Annotated in this window: 22 protein-coding genes; 10 read left to right on the top strand and 12 right to left on the bottom strand. The window is 70.4% G+C overall.

Going from position 1 to position 21,491, the window contains the following annotated elements:
• The first annotated feature begins 52 nt into the window (after positions 1–52).
• Positions 53–1,369: an NAD(P)/FAD-dependent oxidoreductase gene (locus RIC31_RS15820; protein WP_350109569.1), complete on the top strand. Its 1,317-nt coding sequence runs from the start codon at positions 53–55 to the stop codon at positions 1,367–1,369.
• 380 nt (positions 1,370–1,749) lie between these two features.
• Here RIC31_RS15820 and RIC31_RS15815 read toward each other — a convergent pair whose 3' ends face one another.
• Positions 1,750–2,001 (bottom strand): hypothetical protein, encoded by a 252-nt coding sequence (locus RIC31_RS15815; RefSeq protein ID WP_350109566.1) that lies wholly within the window; start codon positions 1,999–2,001, stop codon positions 1,750–1,752.
• Positions 2,002–2,005: 4 nt separating this feature from the next.
• A complete protein-coding gene (locus RIC31_RS15810; RefSeq protein ID WP_350109564.1) occupies positions 2,006–2,695 on the bottom strand; it encodes a hypothetical protein in 690 nt (229 codons plus the stop codon).
• An 82-nt stretch (positions 2,696–2,777) separates the two neighbouring features.
• Here RIC31_RS15810 and RIC31_RS15805 point away from each other — a divergent pair, with 82 nt between their 5' ends.
• Complete coding sequence (locus RIC31_RS15805) at positions 2,778–4,355, top strand: gamma-glutamyltransferase (protein WP_350109561.1); 1,578 nt, start codon at positions 2,778–2,780, stop codon at positions 4,353–4,355.
• A gap of 32 nt (positions 4,356–4,387) precedes the next feature.
• On the opposite strand, the gene RIC31_RS15800 is transcribed toward RIC31_RS15805, so the two are convergent.
• The 3 genes from RIC31_RS15800 to amrB form a co-directional block, all read right to left on the bottom strand.
• Complete coding sequence (locus tag RIC31_RS15800; protein WP_350109558.1) at positions 4,388–4,747, bottom strand: hypothetical protein; 360 nt, start codon at positions 4,745–4,747, stop codon at positions 4,388–4,390.
• Positions 4,748–4,864: 117 nt separating this feature from the next.
• The gene (locus tag RIC31_RS15795) at positions 4,865–5,398 is read right to left on the bottom strand and encodes a PAS domain-containing protein (protein ID WP_350109555.1); all 534 of its coding nucleotides are present in this window, start codon (positions 5,396–5,398) and stop codon (positions 4,865–4,867) included.
• Between the two features lie 2 nt (positions 5,399–5,400).
• Entirely contained in the window at positions 5,401–6,795 is a 1,395-nt protein-coding gene (gene amrB / locus RIC31_RS15790; RefSeq protein ID WP_350109552.1) for an AmmeMemoRadiSam system protein B, read from the bottom strand.
• 85 nt (positions 6,796–6,880) lie between these two features.
• Between amrB and amrS the strand changes: the two genes are divergently transcribed.
• The 5 genes from amrS to RIC31_RS15765 all read left to right on the top strand — a co-directional run bounded on the left by amrS (position 6,881) and on the right by RIC31_RS15765 (position 11,187).
• Positions 6,881–8,047: an AmmeMemoRadiSam system radical SAM enzyme gene (amrS, locus tag RIC31_RS15785; RefSeq protein ID WP_350109549.1), complete on the top strand. Its 1,167-nt coding sequence runs from the start codon at positions 6,881–6,883 to the stop codon at positions 8,045–8,047.
• Between the two features lie 182 nt (positions 8,048–8,229).
• Entirely contained in the window at positions 8,230–9,315 is a 1,086-nt protein-coding gene (locus RIC31_RS15780) for a response regulator (protein ID WP_350109546.1), read from the top strand.
• Positions 9,316–9,444: 129 nt separating this feature from the next.
• The gene (locus RIC31_RS15775) at positions 9,445–10,155 is read left to right on the top strand and encodes a cobalamin B12-binding domain-containing protein (protein WP_350109543.1); all 711 of its coding nucleotides are present in this window, start codon (positions 9,445–9,447) and stop codon (positions 10,153–10,155) included.
• Positions 10,156–10,181: 26 nt separating this feature from the next.
• Entirely contained in the window at positions 10,182–10,856 is a 675-nt protein-coding gene (locus RIC31_RS15770) for a DUF1638 domain-containing protein (RefSeq protein ID WP_350109540.1), read from the top strand.
• Between the two features lie 13 nt (positions 10,857–10,869).
• Entirely contained in the window at positions 10,870–11,187 is a 318-nt protein-coding gene (locus tag RIC31_RS15765; RefSeq protein ID WP_350109537.1) for a virulence factor, read from the top strand.
• 27 nt (positions 11,188–11,214) lie between these two features.
• On the opposite strand, the gene RIC31_RS15760 is transcribed toward RIC31_RS15765, so the two are convergent.
• The gene (locus RIC31_RS15760; protein ID WP_350109534.1) at positions 11,215–11,742 is read right to left on the bottom strand and encodes a PAS domain-containing protein; all 528 of its coding nucleotides are present in this window, start codon (positions 11,740–11,742) and stop codon (positions 11,215–11,217) included.
• A 199-nt stretch (positions 11,743–11,941) separates the two neighbouring features.
• On the opposite strand from RIC31_RS15760, the gene RIC31_RS15755 reads away from it, so the two are divergent.
• A complete protein-coding gene (locus tag RIC31_RS15755) occupies positions 11,942–14,101 on the top strand; it encodes a TonB-dependent siderophore receptor (protein ID WP_350109531.1) in 2,160 nt (719 codons plus the stop codon).
• A 157-nt stretch (positions 14,102–14,258) separates the two neighbouring features.
• Here the strand turns inward: RIC31_RS15755 and RIC31_RS15750 are convergent, their stop codons facing one another.
• A complete protein-coding gene (locus tag RIC31_RS15750) occupies positions 14,259–15,566 on the bottom strand; it encodes an ArgE/DapE family deacylase (RefSeq protein ID WP_350109528.1) in 1,308 nt (435 codons plus the stop codon).
• 82 nt (positions 15,567–15,648) lie between these two features.
• Positions 15,649–15,975, bottom strand: a complete 327-nt coding sequence (gene hspQ / locus RIC31_RS15745; RefSeq protein ID WP_350109525.1) for a heat shock protein HspQ — start codon at positions 15,973–15,975, stop codon at positions 15,649–15,651.
• 103 nt (positions 15,976–16,078) lie between these two features.
• Here hspQ and RIC31_RS15740 point away from each other — a divergent pair, with 103 nt between their 5' ends.
• On the top strand, positions 16,079–17,299 hold the full coding sequence (locus RIC31_RS15740; protein ID WP_350109522.1) for a CoA transferase: 1,221 nt from the start codon (positions 16,079–16,081) through the stop codon (positions 17,297–17,299).
• Position 17,300: 1 nt separating this feature from the next.
• On the opposite strand, the gene RIC31_RS15735 is transcribed toward RIC31_RS15740, so the two are convergent.
• Together RIC31_RS15735 and RIC31_RS15730 are read right to left on the bottom strand one after the other, a co-directional pair.
• The gene (locus RIC31_RS15735) at positions 17,301–17,510 is read right to left on the bottom strand and encodes a hypothetical protein (RefSeq protein ID WP_350109519.1); all 210 of its coding nucleotides are present in this window, start codon (positions 17,508–17,510) and stop codon (positions 17,301–17,303) included.
• Complete coding sequence (locus RIC31_RS15730) at positions 17,507–18,262, bottom strand: COG4280 domain-containing protein (protein WP_350109516.1); 756 nt, start codon at positions 18,260–18,262, stop codon at positions 17,507–17,509. Before RIC31_RS15730 ends, RIC31_RS15735 begins: the two co-directional genes overlap by 4 nt.
• A 68-nt stretch (positions 18,263–18,330) precedes the next feature.
• On the opposite strand from RIC31_RS15730, the gene RIC31_RS15725 reads away from it, so the two are divergent.
• On the top strand, positions 18,331–19,209 hold the full coding sequence (locus tag RIC31_RS15725; RefSeq protein WP_350109513.1) for a MurR/RpiR family transcriptional regulator: 879 nt from the start codon (positions 18,331–18,333) through the stop codon (positions 19,207–19,209).
• A 3-nt stretch (positions 19,210–19,212) separates the two neighbouring features.
• Here the strand turns inward: RIC31_RS15725 and RIC31_RS15720 are convergent, their stop codons facing one another.
• Both RIC31_RS15720 and RIC31_RS15715 read right to left on the bottom strand, forming a co-directional pair.
• Positions 19,213–20,211, bottom strand: coding sequence for a DMT family transporter (locus tag RIC31_RS15720; RefSeq protein WP_350109510.1), 999 nt, complete (start codon positions 20,209–20,211; stop codon positions 19,213–19,215).
• A 138-nt stretch (positions 20,212–20,349) separates the two neighbouring features.
• On the bottom strand, positions 20,350–21,462 hold the full coding sequence (locus RIC31_RS15715; RefSeq protein WP_350109506.1) for an endonuclease/exonuclease/phosphatase family protein: 1,113 nt from the start codon (positions 21,460–21,462) through the stop codon (positions 20,350–20,352).
• Positions 21,463–21,491 lie beyond the last annotated feature (29 nt).

The following is a 21,491-nucleotide window of genomic DNA, read 5'->3' as shown; positions in this document are numbered from 1 at the left end:
CGGCGCTCGGCGTAGCGTTGGCCGGACGTAGCAGGATCCGAACGAGGGACCGATGGCCGACTCCAGCATCTTCGCCGACGGCTTCAGGACCGATCCGTACTGGTGGGACGCCGCGCCGCCGGACGACGAGGGCGATGCTCCGCCGCCCGAGCAGGTCGACGTGGCGGTCGTCGGCAGCGGCTACACCGGCCTGTCGGCGGCGCTCGAACTGGCGCGCGGCGGCGTGAACGTGGTGGTGCTCGAGGCCCACCGGTTCGGCGAGGGGGCCAGCACCCGCAGCGGCGGCATGGTCTCGGGCGGCATCAACGTCGGCAAGGGCGGCGACATCGAGCGGCAGTTCGGGGCCGAGCGCGTGCGGGCGATGATCGAGGAGGCGGCCGACTCCTACGGCCATTTCGAGCGCCTGATCGAGCGCGAGGCCATCGACTGCCAGTACCGGCGGTCGGGCCGGTTCGTCGGCGCCCACACGCCGGCCGCCTATGCCGGCATGGCGGCGCGGGTCGCCACCCTGAACGAACATGCGGAGGCCGGCGCCCGGCTGGTGCCGCCGGAGCGGCAGCGCGACGAGCTCGGCTCCGACTTCTACCACGGCGGCATGGTGGTCGAGCGCGCCGGCGGCGTGCACCCCTCGCTCTACCACCAGGGCCTGCGGCGGGCCTGTCGGGCGGCCGGGGTCAAGCTGTCGGCCCATACCGCCGTCGAGGGCATCGACGGCACGGCGGGCGACCTCACCGTGCGGACCGCGCGCGGGCCGGTCCGGGCCCGCGAGGTCGTGCTCGGCACCAACGGCTATACCGGGGCGGCGACGCCCTGGCACCGGCGCCGGGTGGTCCCGGTCGGCAGCTACATCATCGCGACAGAGCCGCTCGGCGAGGATCGGATCCGCGAGCTGTTCCCGACCATGCGGGTGATCGCCGACACCAAGCGGGTGCTCTACTACTTCCGGCCGTCGCCGGACGGGACCCGGGTGGTGTTCGGCGGCCGCGCCAGCTTCCGGACCAGGACCGCGCTGGAGACCGCGCCGGTGCTGTACGACTACATGTGCGGCGTTTTCCCGCAGCTGCGCGGCGTGAAGATCAGCCACGCCTGGACCGGCAACGTGGCCTTCACCTTCGACCGGGTTCCGCATATGGGCGACAGCGGCGGCGTGCACTACGCGATGGGCTGCAACGGCAGCGGCGTGGTGATGATGAGCCATCTCGGCCACCGCACCGCCCTGAAGATCCTCGGCACCACCAACCGGCCGAGCGCCTTCGACGGGCTGCCGTTCGAGACCCGGCCGCTGTATCACGGCCGGCCATGGTTCCTGCCGGCGGTCGGGGCCTGGTACAAGCTGCGCGACTGGATCGACCGGAAGACCGCGGCCTGAGACGCGCAGGCCATGCCGGAATACATTCTCAAGCTCTCAGCTCGACTTTGGCCAAAATTGGTGGGGCGCTCGTCGCGCCGACGGGGGCCGGGCTTCCCCCCTTTGTCGTCATTCCGGCCGCAGCGACGAAGTCGCGAAGAGCCGGAACCCACCCGCTGCTCCGGCCTCGCCGCCGCCGGCGCTCGTCGCCGCGTGGGTTCCGGCTCGCCCGCGCCGGCGCGCGGGCGTCCGGAATGACGACAAGGGGGGGTGGACGATCGCAGCCATATGTGATTTTCCCGGTGTCGCCGTCCGACCGGTACAGCAGGGAGTTCTCACGGCATGGCTCCACTGCCGCACGGCAGCGGTAGCGTCTCTGCCAATTTTGGCCAAAGTCGAGCTCAGAGCGGCCCGGTCCCGGGCGGCACCAGTGGCAGCTTGCGCTCGGCATAGCCCATCGCCCACCAGGCGAAGAACCCCCAGACCGCCAGGTTGATCGTCACCAGCGCCGTGAGCTGGACGATGAACGCGCCGACATGGCCTCGGCCGGCCCAGGACGGTGCGTGGTCGTTGGCCGGAACCCGCTTGGCGATCGGCGGGCGGTGGCGTTCGCGGATCGGCGTCGGCAACGGTGAGGCCGGCTTCTGGGTCATGGTCTCAACCCCCGCGGTTGCCGAGCGGCCGGGTTTCGGCCGGGCCCGGGTCGAATGGTGAAATCAGGGTGCGCTGTTGGGCCTGCGGTGCCGTGTACAGCTCGTCGCGCCGCTTCTCGATCACCCCGGCGATATACGACATGTCCGACTGCAGCATTTCGAACTCGCGGTTCAGCATCTGCTGCCAGAGGTCGTGGATCTTCTCGATGCCGTCCTGGTTCGGCTTCAGGGCCTTGGCCTCGCGCTCGGTCTGCTTGATCCATTCGAGTGAGTCCTGGCGCACCGCCTTGGCGTCGTCGACCAGTTCCTTCAGCTTTTCCGCCACCTTCGGCGCGGTCTCCTCGTCGAAGGTGCTGCACAGCGGCCACAGCGCGGTCAGGTATTCGTAGTCCTGGTCGGTCAGCTCGAACAGCGGCTTGCCGAAATAGGTCAGGTCCAGGTTCCGCACGGAGATCCCGCCGTCGAGCCGTGCCAGCCGGTTGATCGGCGCGTTGCCGCCGGGCAGCTTGTTGCAGTCGTCGGCCCGGACGCTGGGCTTCGCGGGCGCCGCCGGCGGGGCTGCCGGCGGCTTTCGGTCGTCGCCGCCGCCGTCCGTGCGCTCCTGCGCCGCCGCCGGGATCGCCGCCGCCGGGATCGCCACCATCAGTATCGCCAGGATCATGGCGAGGCTGGACAAGCGGATTCGCACCGCCATACCGTTGTCTCCGTCTCATCCCGCCGCCGGTCGCGACCCTAGCATACCGGCCCCGCCGTCCGCATCCTTCCAGGAGAGCCCCATGCCCGCCGTCAGCCTTCCGGATTCCGCGCCGATCGAGACCTGGTCGGTGAGCAAGCCCGCCGTCGCCGGCCGACGCGGCGTGGTCGCTTCGCAGAACGTCGAGGCCAGCCAGGTCGGCGCCGCTGTGCTGGCGGCCGGCGGCAATGCCATCGACGCGGCGATCGCCACCGCGCTCGCCCTGTGCGTCGCGGAGCCGTGGATGAGCGGGCTGGGCGGCGGCGGCTACGCGATCGTGCACGACGGCAAGTCGGGTGCCACCAAGGTCGTCGATTTCGGCATGATCGCGCCGCGCGGCCTCGACCCGGCGAACTACGGCATCGACACCGGCCGGTCCGCGCCGCCCGACCTGTTCAGCTGGCCGGCGGTGGTCGAGGACCGCAACCTCCAGGGCTTCCATTCGATCGCGGTGCCGGGATCCTGCGCCGGCTACGCCACGCTGCTGGAGAATTTCGGGTCGTGGTCCTGGGCCGATGCGATCGGCCCGGCCCTGGCGATGGCGCGCCGCGGCCACCGCCTGACCTGGTGGAGCACGCTGCAGGTCGCGGCCGAGGCCGGCTGGCTCGGCAAGTATCCCGGGTCGGGCAAGGTCTGGCTGCCCGGCGGCCTGGTGCCGTCGGCCCCCGACGGCCCGCCGCCCTTCCTGCCGATGGGGGCGCTCGCCGACACCTTCGAGCGGCTGCAGAAGGCCGGGCCGTCCGACTTCTACACCGGCGAGACCGGCCGCCGGCTGGTCGCCGACCTGAACGCCGGCGGCTCGGCGATCTCGATGGACGACCTCGCCGCCTACCGGGCCCGGATCGTCGACCCGATCGTGCGCGAGCGTGCCGGGCACACCCTCAACCTGGTGCCGGGCTATACGGCCGGCCCGACCTTCGCCGGGGCGCTCGCGCGGCTGCCCGAGAAGTTCGGCACCGCCAGCCCGGACGCCGCGACCTACGGCGCCTACGCCAAGGCGCTGATCGAAGCCTACAAGGTGCGGCTCGAGACCATGGGCCATGCCGGCGACGTCGGCGATCGCAGCTGCACCACCCATCTGTCGGCGGTCGACGCCGACGGCAACATGGTGGTGATCACCACCACCCTGCTGTCGCGCTTCGGGTCGCGCGTGGTGCTGCCGGAAACCGGCGTCCTGATGAACAACGGCATCAACTGGTTCGACCCGCGGCCGGGCCGGCCGAACTCGCTGGCCGCCGGCGAGCGCCCGCTGTCCAACATGTGCCCGATGCTGGCGACCCGGGACGGCCGGGCGGCGTTCGGCCTCGGGGCGTCGGGCGGCCGCAAGATCATGCCGGCGATCTTCCAGCTCACCTCGTTCATCGGCGAGTTCGGCATGGGCCTGGAGCGCGCGCTGCGCCAGCCGCGGATCGACGTCGGGCTGATCGACACCATCGTCGCCGACGACCGTCTCGACGCGGCCTCGATGCAGGCGCTGCAGGCGGTGGCGCCGGTGCGGCCGGCCCAGGCGGTCTGCTTCCCGGCGCAATGGGCGATCCCGAACGCGGTGGCTCTGGGACCCGACGGGCCGACCGGTGCCGCGCATCCCTACGGCCCGCTGCCGGCGGCGGTCGGGGCGTAGGAGCGCCGCCTGCTCGGGGAGGGGCCCGGCGGTCAGGCCAGGGCCTCGATCCCGACGACGTGCTCGCCGTGAGCGTCGACGATCCTGACGCTGTCGGCGAGGGACGAGGCGCCGCTGGCCGAGGAGTAGGAGGCCGCCACGTAATACCGCATCATGCTGACCACGTCCGGCACGCGCTCGACGAGGGCGAAGCAGTCCGGATGGCCGGGGAACGGCTGGAAGAAGAACCGCAACGGTGCAAAGCGGTATTGCCCGCTCGCGAACAGGTGCAGCACGCGGGCGCCGCCGGTGTCGTAGGGGCGGGAATAGGCACGGTAGATGATCGCCCCGGCGGTTGCGAGGCGCACGGGTCCGGGGACCGCGGAGCGGGCGGCATCGGATCGGCTGTGCATGACCTGTCCCTCCGGTCGTGGCGGAGGAGACGGTGTCAGAGTTCGGGGCCGAAGCCCTGAAACCTAACCGAAATGCGCCCGAAAGAAATCCGAAATGCCGACCGCCGGAGGCGGCCGTCAGGCCACCTGCTCCGCGTAGAGCAGCATCAGCAGGTGGTCGACCTCGTTGCCGTCGTCGCTCAGCGGCAGCAGCAGCTTGTCCCATTTCACGGCACCACCGCCGGGCGACGGGATGGTGTCGTGGAACTCGACCGGCCCGCGGGTGCGGACCGCCGCGTCGTAGTGGCCGATGATCGCCCAGAGCTGGGTCGGCGGCAGGGCCTGGTGCATGAGCTGGCCGCTGAAGTCGCCGCCGTCGATCGCGGCCACCCCCTTGCCGACCTTCTCGAACCGGTAGACGTACTGGTCGTCCAGGCGCTCGGCCCGGTACAGGACCAGGTTGTCGGCCCAGGGCCGCAGCTCAAGCGCGTCGAAGAACCGGTAGGCGGGCAACGCGCCGCGCCCCGGGCGCTTGGCCGACCACAGGTCGCGCAGCTGCCGGGTGTTCTCGATCGCGAAGTCCACCGGCGCGGCCGACGGACGACGTGGCTTCGGCGCCGGCGCGAAAGCCGTCGGCGCCGGCGGTGCCTCGATGGAGGGGGATTTCGCCATGCCTATGCCACCTCCCGGAACGCGGCCCCGAAGCTCTCGGTGGTGTAGCGCGACACCCGCAGGGTGCCGGACCAGTGGTCGGCCGGCAGCCCCGCCTTGCGCTTCAGGTGGGTCACGAAGCTCTCCGCCTTCGGCAGGCCGGACCAGACGCTCGGCAGGAAGATGCCGCGCCGGTCGCCGTCCTGCATGATCAGTCCGTCGATGTCCGGGCGGACCTGCCGGACCAGGTCCTTTTCGTCGGCGAAGGTCATCGGCCGCGGGGTCGACAGGATCGATACCGACACCGCGATCCGATCGAGCTCGCCGGCGGTCAGCGCCGGGAACCGCGGGTCCCCGAAAGCCGCCTTCCAGGCGTTGTCGATCACGTCGGTCAGCAGCGGGCGGTGTGCGATCATGCTGCCGATGCAGCCGCGCAGCCGGCCGTCCAGGTTCAGGGTCACGAAGCTGGCGCGCCGGCTGGTCAGGGTCGGCGACACGCCGGAACCCAACCCGACCTTGGGTGGACGGCCGTTCTCGATGCCGAACTTCACCCCGAACCGGGCCGCCTCGATCAGCTGCCGCCGGTCGGCCTCGGGCAGCCGCGCCGAATGGGCGTATTCGAGCGCGAAGGCGCCGTAGCCGACCACCCGCTCAGGATTGCCGCGGGTATCGGCCGAGCTGCGCAGGTCGAAGGTGGTGGCCCGGAGGTCGCGGCGGCGCGCCTGGTCGAGCACGCCGGCGAGCGCGCGGTGGCCGCAGGCGCCCTGGCCGGTCAGCTTGTCCGGGCGCAGGGTCTCGATCCAGCCGGCGGTCTCGGCGTCGAGCTGCCGGGCGGTGTCCCGGTCGTGGAAATGCGACAGGTCCGACGACACCAGGATCAGCGTCTCGGGGCCGCCCCAGAGCCGCTCGACCACGTTCGAGACCAGCGCCGTCGGCGCGTCGCCGACCAGCAACGGCACGATCGTCGCCCGTGGCAGCATCCGCTGGATGAACGGCGCGTGGACCTCCAGGCTGTGCTCCTGGGCGAACACCGCGTCGTCGACGGCGACGCCGGGAACGTCCAGCGCCCGGTTCAGGGCCGCCCAGTCGACGGCGAGCGTGCCGAGCGGCGTAGCCCAGGCGTCGGCGCTGGTCGTGGCGATGCCCCGGAAGGCCACCCGGTGGGCGGGTCCGAGCAGGACCACCCGCGTGATGCGGTCGGCCCGGGCCTGCAGCGACGCATAGGCGGTGCCGGCGATCGGGCCCGAGAAGATCCAGCCGGCATGGGGCGCCACCAGCACCTTCGGGTCGACGTCGCCGGTCGGGCGCGTGTCCGCGAAACAGCGCTCCAGAAGGTCGATGCAGGCGTTGTGACCGTCCGGATAGAACCGGCCAGCGACCTGCGGCGATCGTGTCGAGGCGTTGGCAGATGGAGACATGGCGACCATTTGATTAACACAGGGCGTCTGGCTGTGACAGCGTCCAACAGGGGTCATGGACGGTTCGTTCAGGGAGAGAAAACAGGTGCGCGCCGAGACCGAGTTGCAGGTGCCCGGACTGGACGGGACGACGCCGCCCGCACTGCGCGGAAAAGGCCCGGTGGTGCCCACCGAGCACTGGCGGATGCTGGAGGACGGCAGGGTCCAGTGCGAGATGTGCCCGCGCTACTGCCGGCTGAAGGAAGGCGCGCGCGGCCTGTGCTTCGTGCGCGCCCGGCAGGGTGACGCGATCGTGCTGACCACCTACGGCCGGTCGAGCGGGTTCTGCGTCGACCCGATCGAGAAGAAGCCGCTGAACCACTTCCTGCCGGGTACGCCGGTCCTGTCCTTCGGGACCGCCGGCTGCAACCTGGCCTGCAATTTCTGCCAGAACCACGACATCTCGAAGAGCCGCGAGATGGACCTGATGCAGGCCGAGGCCCAGCCCGAGGCGATCGCCGATGTGGCGCGCCGGCTCGGCTGCCGCTCGGTCGCCTTCACCTACAACGACCCGGTGATCTTCCACGAATACGCCAGCGACATCGCGATCGCCTGCCGCGAGGCCGGCGTGAAGACGGTGGCGGTGACCGCCGGCTACATCACCGATCGGGCCCGGCCGGACTTCTTCCGGCACATCGACGCGGCCAATGTCGATCTCAAGGGATTCACCGACCGGTTCTACCGCGACGTCACCAAGAGCGAGCTGCAACCGGTGCTCGACACCCTGGTCTACCTGGTCAGGGAGACCGAGGTGTGGGTCGAGATCACCAACCTGATCATTCCCGGCGAGAATGACGACGAGGCCGAGATCGACGCGATGACTGCCTGGGTGGTCGAGAACCTGGGCCCGGACGTGCCGATCCACTTCTCGGCCTTCCATCCGGACTACCGCATGCTCGACAAGCCGCGCACGGCGTTCGAGACCCTGGCGACGGCCCGGCAGATCGCGCGCAGGAACGGTGTGCGGCACGCCTATACCGGCAACGTCCACGACATCGGCCGGCAGTCGAGCTACTGCCATGTCTGCGGCACCCGGACGATCGGCCGAGACTGGTACGAGCTCAGCGACTGGAACCTGATCGGCGACGGATGCTGCACCGGCTGCGGTACACGCATGGCCGGCGTTTTCGAAGGACGACCCGGCAACTGGGGGCGCAGGCGCAAGCCGGTCGACATGGCGTCCTTTGGGCCGGGTTTGCCCCAGGGGAACTGAACCTGTTCCCCCGTTGCGTGTGAATCCGGACGCTCGGTCCGCTAATTTGCTGGAAATGCGATGGTATTCGACGGAGCATCCAACCCACTGGGCAATCGGACGTTGCGACGTTAACGATTCGTTAAGTCCGCAGCGCGGTGAATAGCGCGGGGCGACGCGACAATCGACGGGCGATACCTGCAATGCGCGTGGGCAAGGGACTAATTCTGGTCGTCAGCGAAGACGTCGGGGTGATGCGGGAACTGGCCGCCGTTCCGTGCGGCCCGCAGCGCCTGCCGGTCGAATGGGTGTCGGGTGCCGCCGAGGCCCTCGACCTGCTGGGGCGCAGCACGAACGACATCGTGCTGGTGCTCGCCGACAAGCGCCTCGAGGACGGCAGTCCCTTCGACATCTTCCGCTTCGTCCGCCGCGATCCGGACGCCCCTTTTCCCGGCCTCGCCCTGGGGTTGATCGGCGATGCCCTGACCGAGGCCGATATCCGGCGGTCCGCGATCCTCGGATGCCTGCATTTCCTCGGCCGGCCGTTCCAGGCCGATCACGTGGTCCAGGCCCTGACCCAATGGCCGCTCGACCGTACCGATTTCATCGTGTCGGGGTCCTATACCGGACCCGACCGCCGGCGCGGAACCCGACAGCAGATGGTGGAGCGACGGACCGTCTCGGGCCCGGCCGAGCAGACCGTGGCGTCGACCAGCCTCGGCTTCGAGATCAAGCCCTCGACCACGGTGTTCCGGTTCCGCCGGATGTCGACGGCCGAGTCCGAGCCGGCGCTTTCGTTGCGCAACGGCCTCAGCCGGGAGGCGGTGGAACCGGCGCGCGCGCATATCAAGCTGAAGAAGGAACAGGCGCTGGCCATGCTGGCGCTGACCCGGCACCGCATGGACGACGCCTATGCCGAACTGGTCGAGAAGCACGATCGCGAGGCGCTGAAGCGGCTGAACTCGGTGGCGCGCGAGGCGGCGGCCCTGACCGAGACCCGCGGCCTGCTGCTGGTCGGTGCCATCGTGCGCGGCCTGATGGGCTATTCCGGCGACACCCACCCGCCGGGCCGGGCGCTTCTCGATCTGCTGCGCCGGCATCTCGAGGCCCTGCGCGAGGCGCTGGCCGGCGAGATCGTCGACGACGGCGGCGCCGTCGGGCGGAATATCCTCGCGACGCTCAGGGCGGCTGAGGAGACGTTCGAAGCGGCCACTGGCCCGACCCCCGGCCCGCCCCTCGGCCCTACGTCCGGTCCGGCCGCCGACAAGGTCCCCGCGTCCTCGCGCTGACCGGGCACGGTGCCGGTGGCGTTCGTCCTGTCGCGCCGCCGACACGATCGGTCGCGACGGCAGCAGCGATCGCCCCGATTCCCGTGTCTCTTCCGCAGGATTGCATCGAGCCGTCAGGAGGAGTGAGGCATGGCCGAGGGCGACGACATCGTGCTTTCCGAGCTCGAGGACGACGAACTCGTCCAGCAGATGCACGACGATCTGTACGACGGCCTCAAGGACGAGATCACCGAGGCGGTGAACATCCTGCTGGGGCGCGGGTGGACGCCCTACGACGTGCTGACCAAGGCGCTGGTCGAGGGCATGCGGATCGTCGGCATCGACTTCCGCGACGGCATCCTGTTCGTGCCGGAAGTGCTGATGGCGGCGAACGCCATGAAGGCCGGCATGTCGATCCTGCGGCCGCTGCTGATCGAGACCGGCGCACCGCGCGTCGGCAAGATGGTCATCGGCACCGTCAAGGGCGATATCCACGACATCGGCAAGAACCTGGTGTCGATGATGATGGAGGGCGCCGGCTTCGAGGTGATCGACCTCGGCATCAACAACCCGGTCGAGAACTACCTGGCGGCGATCGAGGAGCACCAGCCGGACATCCTCGGCATGTCGGCCCTGCTGACGACGACGATGCCGTATATGAAGGTCGTCATCGACGCGATGCAGGAGAAGGGCATCCGCGACGACTACATCGTGCTGGTCGGCGGCGCGCCGCTGAACGAGGCGTTCGCCGAGAGCGTCGGCGCCGACGCCTACTGCCGGGACGCGGCGGTCGCCGTGGAGACGGCCAAGGCGATGATTGCCGAGCGCCGGCGGTCCAACTCCGAAGCCGCCGGGAACTGAGACCACCGGGCGGGAGGGCGATTGCGATGGACGACCTGCGAGCGGACGCGACCTGGTTGGACGACCTGGTTCCGGCGGGCGAGCGGCCGTCCCGCCCGACCACCCTGTATATCGCCTGCGGCGCGCTCGCCAGGGAACTGGTGGCGCTGAAGCGGGCGACCGGCTGGGCCGAACTGACCATCACCTGCCTGCCCGCGCACTGGCACAACACGCCGGACAAGATCACGCCGGGCGTGCTGCGCAAGATCCGCTCGGCGCGCCGCAGCTACGACCGGATCAGCGTGATCTACGGCGACTGCGGCACCGGCGGCGAACTCGACCGCGCGCTGGCCGCCGAGGGCGTCGAGCGGATACCCGGGCCGCATTGCTACCAGTTCTTCATGGGCACCGCCGACTTCCAGGCGCTGGCCGACGACGAGCCCGGCTGCTTCTTCCTGACCGATTACCTGGTCCGGCATTTCGACCGCCTGATCGTCAAGGGCCTCGGCCTCGACCGGCATCCGGAACTGCTGCCGGATTACTTCGGCAACTACACCAAGGTCGTGCACCTGGCGCAGATCGCCGACTCCTCGCTCAAGATGCGGGCAGAGAAGGCGGCCGCTCGGCTCGGGCTGGCCTTCGAGTACCGGCTGGTCGGCTACGGCGAACTGGGCGACTTCGTCGCCGAGGCCGCAGGATCGTCGCTGTCTGCGGGACTGTGAACGGAGGGCCGTCATGGCCAGTCTGATCGTCACCTACTGGCGCGACATCCCGGCCCAGGTCGTGGTCGAGAAGGGCCGGGGCCGGCAGCGCGATTCCGCCAAGGTCGAGTTGCCCAACCGCTTCATCGCGGCGATCGACGCCGCCGCCATGCGGGGCGGCGCCGAGCAGGCCGACTCCTATCTCGACGAGTGGCGGCGCTCCGATCCGGTCGAGGTGCCGGACGATGGGATGGAGGCGACCGTGCAGAGCAAGGCGGCCGAACTGGAAGCGGCCTGGCCGGCCGAGCGGCTGCGCGCTGCGATCGCGGCCGGCGGCTGGGAGCGGGACTGACCGCAGGCAGGCCTCGGCAGGCGGGCGTCAGGTCGCCCGAATCACGCCGGGCCGGTACAGTCGACCCCCGCTGTCGTAGAACAGCGTCAACCCCAGGATCCGGTCGGGTCGGCGGCGGTCGGCGGCCAGCGCGAGGATCAGGTTCTCCAGCCGCAGCACCTCGGCATGGTGGTGGAACATCGGCGTGCCGATCCGCCACAGCGGGACCGCGTCGTCGGCCAGCCTCAGCAACGCCCGTGTGGCGGTGTCATAGGCACCTTCGTCGGGCTGGCATTCGGCCAGCGTGCGGCCGGTGTAGTCCTCGCCGACACCCTCCACCACCGCCGTGCCGATCAGCCGGTACCGGAAGGTTCGGGTCGGGCGGTCGAAATCCATGATCCAGAGATAGGGCAGGAGCGGCTTGATCTCCTCCGGCCGGATGTCGTCCCGGCTCGGCAGGTCGTCGACACCGCGTCGCTTCGACATCCAGTAGTCGTAGAGACGCACCGCCGCGTCGGACGCCCGCCGGGGATCGTAGGTCGACCAGCTGTGCGGCGGATGCGGGTCGACCTGCATCGATCCCCTACCGGTCAGGAAGGCGGCGTCGGGCCGCCGGATTTCAACGATAGCTAAACAGGTCGGTCCGATCCACGCCCGTATGGCGTGAGAGCCCGCCGAGCGACCGGTCGTTGCTCAACAAAAGATTTGCGAATGCGGATTACTCGCAATAAAAACATCGTCGCAAATGTGAGGCATTCGCAATATGAGGGGCGTCATGCATTTTCACCAATACCGGCCCGCCGGCATCGGCGGGCCGCGACGGGCCCGATACGCCCGTGCCACGGTGGCCGTGGCGGCTGTGCTGGCGGCCCAGCCGGCGCTGGCGCAGTCGGCGGCGCCGGGTACCGTCGAACTGGCGCCCGTGACGGTCGAGGGCAAGACGCAGCGGACCGGCGGCGCACTCGGTCCGACGATCCCCAGCCGCAGCGGGACCGCGACCAAGACCGACACCCCGATTACCGAGATTCCCCGTTCGATCTCGATCGAGACCCGGCAGCAGATCGTCGACAAGGGCGCGCAGCGGCTGGAGGACACCTACCTGTACTCGGCCGGCGTGCGTGGCGGCACCTACGGTTACGACCTGCGCGGCAACTGGGCGTCGATCCGCGGCTTCGACACCCCGGCCGAGTACCTCGACGGCCTGCAGTTCGACAACTCGGAGTACTACAACAATACCCTGCCCGAGGTGCCGCTGCTGGACCGGGTCGAGATCCTCAAGGGGCCGGCCGGCGCGCTCTACGGCAACAGCACGGTGGGCGGACTGGTCAACGCCGTCAGCAAGCGCCCGCAGGACGAGACCTCGCGCCGGATCACCGCCGAGTACGGCAGCAACCAGCGCAAGCAGACGACGCTGGACGTGACCGGCCGGCTCGACGAGCAGGGCAGGGTCCTGGGCCGCTTCGTCGGCCTGCTGCGGGACAGCGAGACCCAGGTCGACCACGGCCGCAACGACGCCCTGGCGCTGGCGCCGTCGCTGACCTTCCGCCCGACCCCGGACACCGACATCACGGTGCTCGGGCGCTACCAGAAGCAGGACGGGACGCCCGACACCCAGTTCCTGTCGCGCTACGGCACCGCCGAGCCGGCCTACAACGGCCGCTACCTCCCGACGAGCACCTTCGTCGGCGAGCCGGGCTTCGACAAGCTCGAGGCCGAGTCCGCCGCCGTCACGATCGACGCCGACCACCGGCTCACCGACGTCTGGAGCCTCGGCGGCACGGTCCGCTACAGCGAGAGCAACGCTCACTACAATCACGCCTGGTGGGCCTATGCCGACTATCCGACCCGCTACGGCGCCGACGGCACGATCGACCGGACCTTCTACACCCAGCTCGGCAGCACCCAGATCCTGGTCGGCGACCTCAACACCACCGCCGACTTCCGGACCGGTCCGGTCGTCCACAAGCTGCTGATGGGGATCGCCTACAACGACACCACCGCCGACAACGACACCGGCTACGGCGCCAGCACCGGGCGGATCGACCCGTTCAACCCGGTCTACACCGGCGTCCCGTCGATCAGCGTCACCGACACCCCGGCGGTCAACTTCAGGCAGTCCGGCGTCTACATGCAGGACCAGATGCGGATCTACGAGCGCTGGCTGCTGACCGCCGGCGCACGCTGGGACCAGGTCGAGACCGACAACCCGAACAGCGGCGTCGACGCCACCGACAGCGACGCCACCGTCAGCGTCGGCCTGATGTACAGGTTCGACAACGGCATCTCGCCCTATGTCAGCTACAACGAATCGTTCCGGCAGGAGAACTTCGGCACCGACGCCGGCGGCGCCAGCTTCGATCCGACTCGCGGCGTGCAGTACGAGGCCGGCGTGAAATACGAGATCCCGGGCGTGCCGTCGCTGTTCACGGCCTCGGTGTTCGAGATCACCAAGTCCAACATCCTGGTCAGCGATCCCGACAACCCGACCTTCCGGGTGCAGAGCGGCGAGTCGACGTCGCGCGGCTTCGAGCTCGAGGGCCAGGTCAGGCTCGGCGACTTCGAGGTCGAGGCCAACTACGCCTTCCTGGACACCGAGGGCGACGACGGCGAGCCGCTGTACGGGGTGCCCGACCATGCCGCCTCGAGCTGGGTGACCTGGCGGCCGGGCGCCGACTGGATGGGCCCGGAATGGGAGGGCTTCAAGGCCGGCGCCGGCGTGCGCTACGTCGGCAGCAGCCACGGCTACGGCGGCGCCGCAGGGGCCGATTCCTACACCCTCGGCGACGCCATGGTCGGCTACGAGTTCGCGAACTGGGACCTGACCCTGAACGTCCGCAACCTCACCGACGAGACCTACGTGACCTCGGCGGACAGCACCACCGGCTACTGGGGCGAGCGCCGCACCGTGGTCCTGCGGCTGGGGGCGAATTTCTGAAGGTCGGCAGAAGCGCGCCCGTCGCTTCGTGGGTTCCGGCTCGGCCGTGCCGGGGCGGAACGGCCGTCCGGAATGACGATTTCTATGCCGTCATTCCGGACCGGTACGCCGCAGGCGGAACGGGTGCGGAACCCACCCGCCGTCTCGCCGCAGCAGCCTACCCCTCGTAGTTCTCGACCCCGCACCAGTCGGCGATGAACAGGGCGATCGCCTTGGTGGCCTCGCGGATCGACGGGATGTTCACGCGCTCGTCGAAGCCGTGGGCGTCCTCGCAGATCGGCCCGTACACCATGCAGGGCATGTCGGCGTAGAGCACGAACACCCGGCTGTCGATGTAGGCGGTGGCGATGTAGTCGACCGGCTTCCGGCCGGTCACCCGCTCGTGGCAGCGGGTCAGCACGGTCTCGGCGTCGCTGCCCGGCTCCAGGTCGTAGCCCTCGGTGAAGAAGCCGTTCCACACCACCTCGGGCGGGTTGTTCGACAGGAACGGGTGGCCGGCCGAGGCCTTGCGCACCGCGTCCTCGATGTCGCGCTGCATCTCCTCGGGCTTGAAGCCGGGGAAGATCGAGATCCGGCAGTCCATGGTGCACCAGGCCGGCACCGACGAGGCCCAGTCGCCGCCGGCGATCTTGCCGACGTTCATGTTCACCGGGTGGGCGTGCACGTCGTAGTGCTTGGTGTCGACCTTGCGGGCGTTCCACTTGCCCTCGACCGCCTTCAGCGCGGGCACCAGGTCCATGGCGGCCTGGATGGCGTTGGAGCCGGTGCCGGCCTGCGCCACATGCACCGGATGGCCGCGCACCTTCACCTGGAACCACTGCACGCCCATGGTGGCGCGGGTCATCTTGCCGCCGGACGGCTCGCTGATCAGCGCGGCGTCGGCCTTGTAGCCGCGCACCAGGGTGGCCAGCGCGCCGTTGCCGGTGCTCTCCTCCTCGCACACCGTCTCCATGTGCACGGTCGCCGCCGGCTGCAACCCGGCCCGGCGCAAGGCATCCATGGCGAACAGGTTGGCGACCACGCCGGCCTTCATGTCGCCGGCGCCCCGGCCGTACATCCAGTCGCCCTTGATCGCGGCGGCGAAGGGCGGGTCGGTCCACATGTCCAGCGGCCCGGTCGGCACCACGTCGACATGGCCGTTCAGGACCAGCGACCGACCGGTCTCGTTGCGCGGCCGGTGGGTCCCGACCACGTTCCAGGCATGCGCGTAGTCGACCGCGACCGGCGAGAACCCGGGATGGTGCTCGATGTCCTTGGGATCGACCTTCCAGCGGTCCATCTCGTAGCCGCGCTCGTTCATCGCCTGGAACATCAGGTCCTGGGCGAGATGCTCCTGGCCACGCACCGACGGGCGGCGCACCAGTTCCTGCAGGAAGGCGATCTGCTCGTCGAAGGCGGAGTCCACCGCGTCCGTGATCCGGCGCGCGAGTTCCTCGCCGAGAGCCGCTTTCGGGTCTCCGTCCATGTCTGCCGCCCTGTGGTCCGGTTGCGTTCAGGAAGCGATATCCTGCGCCGCCCGGCCGGCATCCCGCAAGTGCGAGAGAGGATCAGGCGGACGGCTGCTTGAAGACGTAGCGGCCGTCCTCGAGGCGGTCGAACAGCTCGGCGATCTTCGGGTGGCCGACCGGGCCGCCGGCAGCGTCCTCGACCAGGTTCTGCTCCGAGACATAGGCCACGTAATAGCTCTCCGGATTCTCGGCGAGCAGATGGTAGAACGGCTGGTCCCGGCGCGGCCGCAGGTGCTCGGGGATCGCCTGGTACCATTCCTCGGTGTTGCCGAACTCGGCATCGACGTCGAACACCACCCCGCGGAAGTCGTAGAGTCGGTGCTTGACGATGGCCCCGAGGGCGAAATTCGGCGCGACAATCTTCATTCGTTCCATCCGGCGGTCTTACCCAATCGCAACCTCTCATATTTGATCTTTTTTGCGTTGCGAACAAGATTGCCGCCCTGTCGCATCACGGAGTTGACTCATCATGTTCGGCCCGCTCAACCACCTCCGGATCGTCGAGGGCTCGGCCTTCGTCGCCGCCCCGCTCGCCGGGCTGACCCTGGCCCAGGCCGGTGCCGACGTGATCCGCTTCGACCCGCCGGGCGGCGGCCTGGACTACCGGCGCTGGCCGCGCGCGGAGTCCGGGCGAAGCCTGTTCTGGACCGGGCTCAACAAGGGCAAGCGCTCGCTCTGCGTCGACATCCGGCGGCCCGAGGGCCGCGAGCTGGTGCAGGCGCTGATCGGCGCGCCGGGCGAGGGCGGCGGCCTGCTGCTCACCAACTTCGCCGGCATGCCCTGGCTGTCGGACGAGATACTGCGGGCCCGCCGCGCCGACGTGATCAAACTGGAGATCACCGGCAATTTCGACGGGTCGAACGCCGTCGACTACACGGTGAACCCCGCCGTCGGCCTGCCGGCGATGACCGGGACCGGCGGCCGCGACGCGCCGACCAACCACGTGCTGCCGGCCTGGGACATCGCCTGCGGCCTGACCGCGGCGTTCGGCATGGTGTCGGCGGCGATGGAGCGGGCGCGCACCGGGCAGGGCCGCAGCATCAGCCTGGCGCTGTCTGACGTCGCCTTCGCCACCGTCGGGCATCTCGGCATGCTGGCCGAGGCGGCGCTGGGCGGTACCGACCGGCGGCCCTCCGGCAACGACCTGTACGGCGCCTTCGGTCGCGACTTCCCGACGGCCGACGGCGAGCGGGTGATGATCGTGGCGCTGACACCCAAGCAATGGTCCGGGCTCGTCAAGGTCTGCGGCATCGCCGACGCGGTGCGCGGCCTGGAGGAACGGCTGGCGACCGATCTCAAGGAGGAGGGCGCGCGCTACGTCCACCGCGAGGCGATCGCCGCTCTGGTGGCGCCCTGGGTGGGGGCCCGGCCGCTGGCCGAGGTGGCGGCCGCGTTCGACGCCGCCGGCGTCTCCTGGGGCCCGTACCAGACGGTGACCGCGGCGCTGGCCCGCGACCCGCGCGCCTCGACCGCCAACCCGCTGTTCGCGATGCTCGAGCAGCCGGGCGTCGGCTCGGTGCTGGCCGCCGGGTCGCCGCTGGCGGCCGCCGGCGAGCCGCGCGAGCCGGCGCGGGCGGCGCCCGCCCTCGGGGCCGACAACGACGCCATCCTCGGCGACGTGCTGGGTTTGCCGTCGGGCGCGATCGGCAAGCTGTACGACGCCGGGATCGTGGCGCGCGAAGAGAGCTAGCTCAGCGTCGCCGCGCCGCGGCGGCGGTCACGGTCGCCAGGATCGTCAGGCAGCCTGCCAGCAGCATGCCGCCGCCGACCAGCGGGTCGACGACCGCGCGGTCGACCAGCAGCGCGACCAGGCCGACCAGCAGCAGCACCGCGATGGACAGCCGCAGGTCGGCCAGGAACATGCCGAGCAGTTCCGCCAGGACTTCCTTCAGCAGGCTCATCGCGCGGTCTCCCCGGCCGGGCGGCGCAGCAGGCCGGCCATCCCGGCGCCTGTGACCAGGAACAGGGCGGCGAACACGAACAGCGCCAGGTCGCCGCCCGGCCATTCGATGCCCAGGCCCTCGCCGGTCCAGAACACCCCGAACGACGCCAGCATGATGCCGACCCCGAACTTCAGGGTGTTTTCCGGCACCTTCGACAGCGGCCGATGCAGCACCGCGCCAATCGCCAGCACCGCGATGCAGGCGGCGAGCGCGCCCAGCGCGGCGTAGGCGAGCAGGCCGCGCCCGGCGCCGACGGCGATGACGATGAAGACCACCTCGAGCCCTTCGAGCAGCACCGCCTTGAAGGCGCCGAGCCCGGCGATCCAGTCGAGCGACGCCGGATTCCGGCCGGCCTCGCGCGACAGCGCCGCGGTCTCGGCCGCGAATGCGGCGTCCTCGTCGTGCAGCGCCAGCACACCGGCCGAGCGCAGCACCGCCTTGCGGAGCCAGCCCATGCCGAACAGCAGAAGCAGCACGCCGATCACCAGCTGCAGCGCGTGCAGCGGCACCCGGTCGAGCAGCGGGCCGAGGGTCAGGACCAGCAGGGCGAGGATCGCGAGGGCGGCGGCGGTGCCGGCGACCGCCGGCCGCCAGCCGCGCAAGGTGGCGACCGCGAGGACGATGGTGAAGGCCTCGACCACCTCCACCACCGACGCGGCGAAGGCCGCGCTTACCGCCGGTGCGGCGACCGTCCAGGACAGGCTTTCCATGGCTCGCTCTGATCCGATCTGTAATGTATACTACGGTATTGATCGAATCTGTAGTGAGTGCGACATCGATGTCAACAGGCTCCCCCGATGCCGGCTTCGCGGCTCGTGTCCAGGCCACCGCCGGCCGGCTGACGCCCGCCGAGCGGCGGGTCGCGCTGTACTTCGCCGGCCATCGCGAGGAAGTGCTGCTGGCGTCGGCCGTGGCGCTGGCCCGCAAGGCCGGCACCAGCGATGCGACGGTGGTCCGGGCCGCCAAGGCCCTCGGCTACGACGGGCTCGATGCGTTGCGCCGCGATCTCGCCGATGAGCTGCGCCGGGACCTGAGCCCCGCCGGCCGGGTCGCCCGCGCCCTGCAGGACGTCGGGGACGACCCGAACGCCGCCTTCGCCGCCACCCTCGACCTGCACGCCGAGGCGATCGCCTCGCTGAAGCGCAGTGTCTCGCCCGCGCAGTTCCGCGCCACGGTCGATCACGTGCTGGCGGCCGAGCGGGTCGCGATCTTCGGCATCGGCCCGTCGAGCGCGATCGCAGGGTATCTCGCCATCCAGCTCGGCCGCTTCGGGCTCGACCCGCTGGTGCTGGCCGACACCGGGCTGCTGCTGGCCGACCGGCTGCTGCGGCTGCGGCGCGGCGACCTGCTGCTGGTCATGGCCTACGGCCGGGTCTATCCGGAGCTCAGGGCGGTGTTCGACCGGGCCGACGAGCTCGGGCTGGCGACCGTCCTGATGACCGACAGCCTGGGCCCGGCGATCGGCGGCCGCGCCGGCCTGGTGCTCGACATTCCGCGCGGCCGGGCCGACACCATCAGCCTGCACACCGCCACGCTCGCCTTCGTGGAGGCACTGCTGGTCGGCGTCGCGGCCCGTCGCCCCGATGCCACGCTGGAGTCGCTGCGCGACCTGAACCGGCTGCGCGCCGAGGTTGCGGGCCCGGATCTGGCGCTGTAGCGGCTATCGAGGCTCCGCTTCGTCCCCGACCTCCGCCTCGACCTCAACCGCCGCGACCTCGGCGATCGAGCCGCCCGGGTTGGTCGGCTTGCCGGTGACCTTGCGCTCGCGGTGCCAGACATAGATGCCGGCGGCGACCAGCAGCCCGGCGCCGGCCAGGGTCGCCGTGTCCGGGTAGGAGCCGAAGGCGAAGGCGCCGATCAGCATGGCCCACAGCAGGGTGCTGTAGGAGAACGGCGCGATCAGCGAGGCCGAGGCCAGCATGAAGGCCCGGATCGTCAGGTACTGACCGGCGACGTGGCAGGCGGCGATGGCGGTCAGGAACGCCCAGTCCCGCAGGCTCGGGGTCTGCCAGTCGACGATGCCGAGCGGCGCGATCGCGACCAGGCCGGCGCCGGTCGACCAGATCAGGATGGTCAGCGGCCGCTCGGTGCCGCGCATCTGCCGGGTGATGATCAGGCCGACGGCCCAGCACAGCGACGACACCAGCGGGATCAGCATGGCCAGCTGGAACTCGTCGGAGCCCGGCCGCAGGATCATCAGCACGCCGAGGAAGCCGGCGCCGACCGCGGCCCAGCGTCGGACCCCGACCTTCTCGCCCAGGAACGGGATCGACAGCGCCGTCACGTAGAGCGGCGACACGAAGCCGATGGCGGTGGCGGTCTCCAGCGGCAGGTGGGTCATGGCGTGGACGAACAGGGTCGCCGAGCCGATCAGCAGCACGCCGCGCACCACATGGGCGACCGGGCGCCCGGTCCGCCAGGGCTTGCCGCCCCAGTGCCGCAGCACCGCCGGCAGCAGCAGGGCGGTGACCAGGGCGTAGCGCAGCAGGATGATCTGCTCGGCCGCCATGCCGGCGCCGGCCAGCCCCTTGGCGAAGCCGTCCATGGCGGTGAACACGAAATTGGCGCCCAGCAGCAGCCCGATCGCCAGCAGCGGCCGGTCGGCGGCGGTGTCGGACGCTGGCGGAGCGGCGGTCGTAGCCGCCGGGCGGGTGTCCATCGCGTTCGGCTCGGCTGGCGGGACGCGGGGCGCATCCCATGCCGCATTCCGGGCCAAAAGCCGTCTTCGTGCAAGCGGATAGCTGTAGCGCGGGTGGTTTGCGCCCCCGGCGTTTGGCCGGCCGACCGTGTGACCGGCTCAGATGTCGAGGTCGACCCAGAGTGCCGCGTGATCGGAGGCGGCGTCGCGCGGCTTCCGCACCTCGGGATAGCTGTCCCAGCGCCTCGGCCGGCTGCCCGGCCACATGCCGGTCCGGTGCACGCCGGTATTCCGGACGCGGTCGTAGAGGTCGGGCGACAGCAGGATGTAGTCGATCTTGTTGGCGGCGTTGCACAGCCCGTAGGTGCCCGGATACCCGCCGTCGTCGAACGCCGGGTGCGCGAACACGTCGGTCAGGCCGGTGCCGGCGATCAGCGGCTGCAGCGGGTCGCTGCCGGGCACGTCGTTCATGTCGCCCATCACCGCGACGTATGTCTCGCCGGCGGCCGCCAGATCCCGGTAGATCGCCGCGACCCGCTCGGCCTGGGCCCGGCGCCGGGCGTTCGAGGCCGCGGTTCCGCCGTAGCCCTTGCTCTTCAGGTGGTTGAGCAGGACCACCAGCCGATTGCCGTTCGGGGTCGCGATGTAGAACTCGGGGCAGTCGCGGGAGAACACCGTCGCGCCGTTCGCCAGCCGGTCGTCGACATGGCTGCGCATCAGGCCGATCGGAAACCCGGCGCCGGTCATCAGCCCGACGTCGATGCCGCGCTCGTCGTTGCCGTCGATCAGCATGACATGCCGGAACGGGTCACCCTGGACCACCGGCAGGATCTCGTCGTTGAAGGCCGCCAGGGCGGGCCGGTTCTCGGCCTCGACCACGCCCAGGACGTCGGCCTGCAGGTCGCGGATCACCCGCGCGGTGTTGCGGATGGCATGCTCGTTGATCGGTTCGTCGCGCAGCTCGAGCGAGCCGATCCAGTCGGCCCGGCCGTCGGCGGTGATCTCGATCCCGCCGGCGCGCGGGCGCCTGACCAGCCCGCCGCGGTTGCGCCGCAGGATCACGAACGGCCCGGTGTCGGACTTCTCCAGGCCGAGCCTTTCGAACAGGACGACCATGCGCTGCCGGTCGGCCGGCGTGTAGGTCACTGCGCCGAGCAGACCGGCGAGTTCGGCGAACGCCTCCAGGATCGGCCTGCCCTCGTCCCAGGTCTCCAGGTTCATCGCCTTGGCCCGGTCGAACAGGTTCTCGACGTTGTAGACCGCCAGTCTCATGGCGCCCTCCGCCCGATGCTTCCGCGGTC

This window comes from Thalassobaculum sp. (assembly GCF_040219615.1).
In the GTDB taxonomy this organism is placed as follows: domain Bacteria; phylum Pseudomonadota; class Alphaproteobacteria; order Thalassobaculales; family Thalassobaculaceae; genus Thalassobaculum_A.
This window is presented reverse-complemented; position numbering and strand designations above follow the sequence as displayed.

Excerpts from the sequence above, each read along its gene's own strand:
- RIC31_RS15820 (WP_350109569.1), top strand. The coding sequence starts at position 53 with ATGGCCGACTCCAGCATCTTCGCCGACGGCTTCAGGACCGATCCGTAC.
- RIC31_RS15815 (WP_350109566.1), bottom strand. The coding sequence starts at position 2,001 with ATGACCCAGAAGCCGGCCTCACCGTTGCCGACGCCGATCCGCGAACGC.
- RIC31_RS15810 (WP_350109564.1), bottom strand. The coding sequence starts at position 2,695 with ATGGCGGTGCGAATCCGCTTGTCCAGCCTCGCCATGATCCTGGCGATA.
- RIC31_RS15805 (WP_350109561.1), top strand. The coding sequence starts at position 2,778 with ATGCCCGCCGTCAGCCTTCCGGATTCCGCGCCGATCGAGACCTGGTCG.
- RIC31_RS15800 (WP_350109558.1), bottom strand. The coding sequence starts at position 4,747 with ATGCACAGCCGATCCGATGCCGCCCGCTCCGCGGTCCCCGGACCCGTG.
- RIC31_RS15795 (WP_350109555.1), bottom strand. The coding sequence starts at position 5,398 with ATGGCGAAATCCCCCTCCATCGAGGCACCGCCGGCGCCGACGGCTTTC.
- amrB (WP_350109552.1), bottom strand. The coding sequence starts at position 6,795 with ATGTCTCCATCTGCCAACGCCTCGACACGATCGCCGCAGGTCGCTGGC.
- RIC31_RS15780 (WP_350109546.1), top strand. The coding sequence starts at position 8,230 with ATGCGCGTGGGCAAGGGACTAATTCTGGTCGTCAGCGAAGACGTCGGG.
- RIC31_RS15775 (WP_350109543.1), top strand. The coding sequence starts at position 9,445 with ATGGCCGAGGGCGACGACATCGTGCTTTCCGAGCTCGAGGACGACGAA.
- RIC31_RS15770 (WP_350109540.1), top strand. The coding sequence starts at position 10,182 with ATGGACGACCTGCGAGCGGACGCGACCTGGTTGGACGACCTGGTTCCG.
- RIC31_RS15765 (WP_350109537.1), top strand. The coding sequence starts at position 10,870 with ATGGCCAGTCTGATCGTCACCTACTGGCGCGACATCCCGGCCCAGGTC.
- RIC31_RS15760 (WP_350109534.1), bottom strand. The coding sequence starts at position 11,742 with ATGCAGGTCGACCCGCATCCGCCGCACAGCTGGTCGACCTACGATCCC.
- RIC31_RS15755 (WP_350109531.1), top strand. The coding sequence starts at position 11,942 with ATGCATTTTCACCAATACCGGCCCGCCGGCATCGGCGGGCCGCGACGG.
- RIC31_RS15750 (WP_350109528.1), bottom strand. The coding sequence starts at position 15,566 with ATGGACGGAGACCCGAAAGCGGCTCTCGGCGAGGAACTCGCGCGCCGG.
- hspQ (WP_350109525.1), bottom strand. The coding sequence starts at position 15,975 with ATGAAGATTGTCGCGCCGAATTTCGCCCTCGGGGCCATCGTCAAGCAC.
- RIC31_RS15740 (WP_350109522.1), top strand. The coding sequence starts at position 16,079 with ATGTTCGGCCCGCTCAACCACCTCCGGATCGTCGAGGGCTCGGCCTTC.
- RIC31_RS15735 (WP_350109519.1), bottom strand. The coding sequence starts at position 17,510 with ATGAGCCTGCTGAAGGAAGTCCTGGCGGAACTGCTCGGCATGTTCCTG.
- RIC31_RS15730 (WP_350109516.1), bottom strand. The coding sequence starts at position 18,262 with ATGGAAAGCCTGTCCTGGACGGTCGCCGCACCGGCGGTAAGCGCGGCC.
- RIC31_RS15725 (WP_350109513.1), top strand. The coding sequence starts at position 18,331 with ATGTCAACAGGCTCCCCCGATGCCGGCTTCGCGGCTCGTGTCCAGGCC.
- RIC31_RS15720 (WP_350109510.1), bottom strand. The coding sequence starts at position 20,211 with ATGGACACCCGCCCGGCGGCTACGACCGCCGCTCCGCCAGCGTCCGAC.
- RIC31_RS15715 (WP_350109506.1), bottom strand. The coding sequence starts at position 21,462 with ATGAGACTGGCGGTCTACAACGTCGAGAACCTGTTCGACCGGGCCAAG.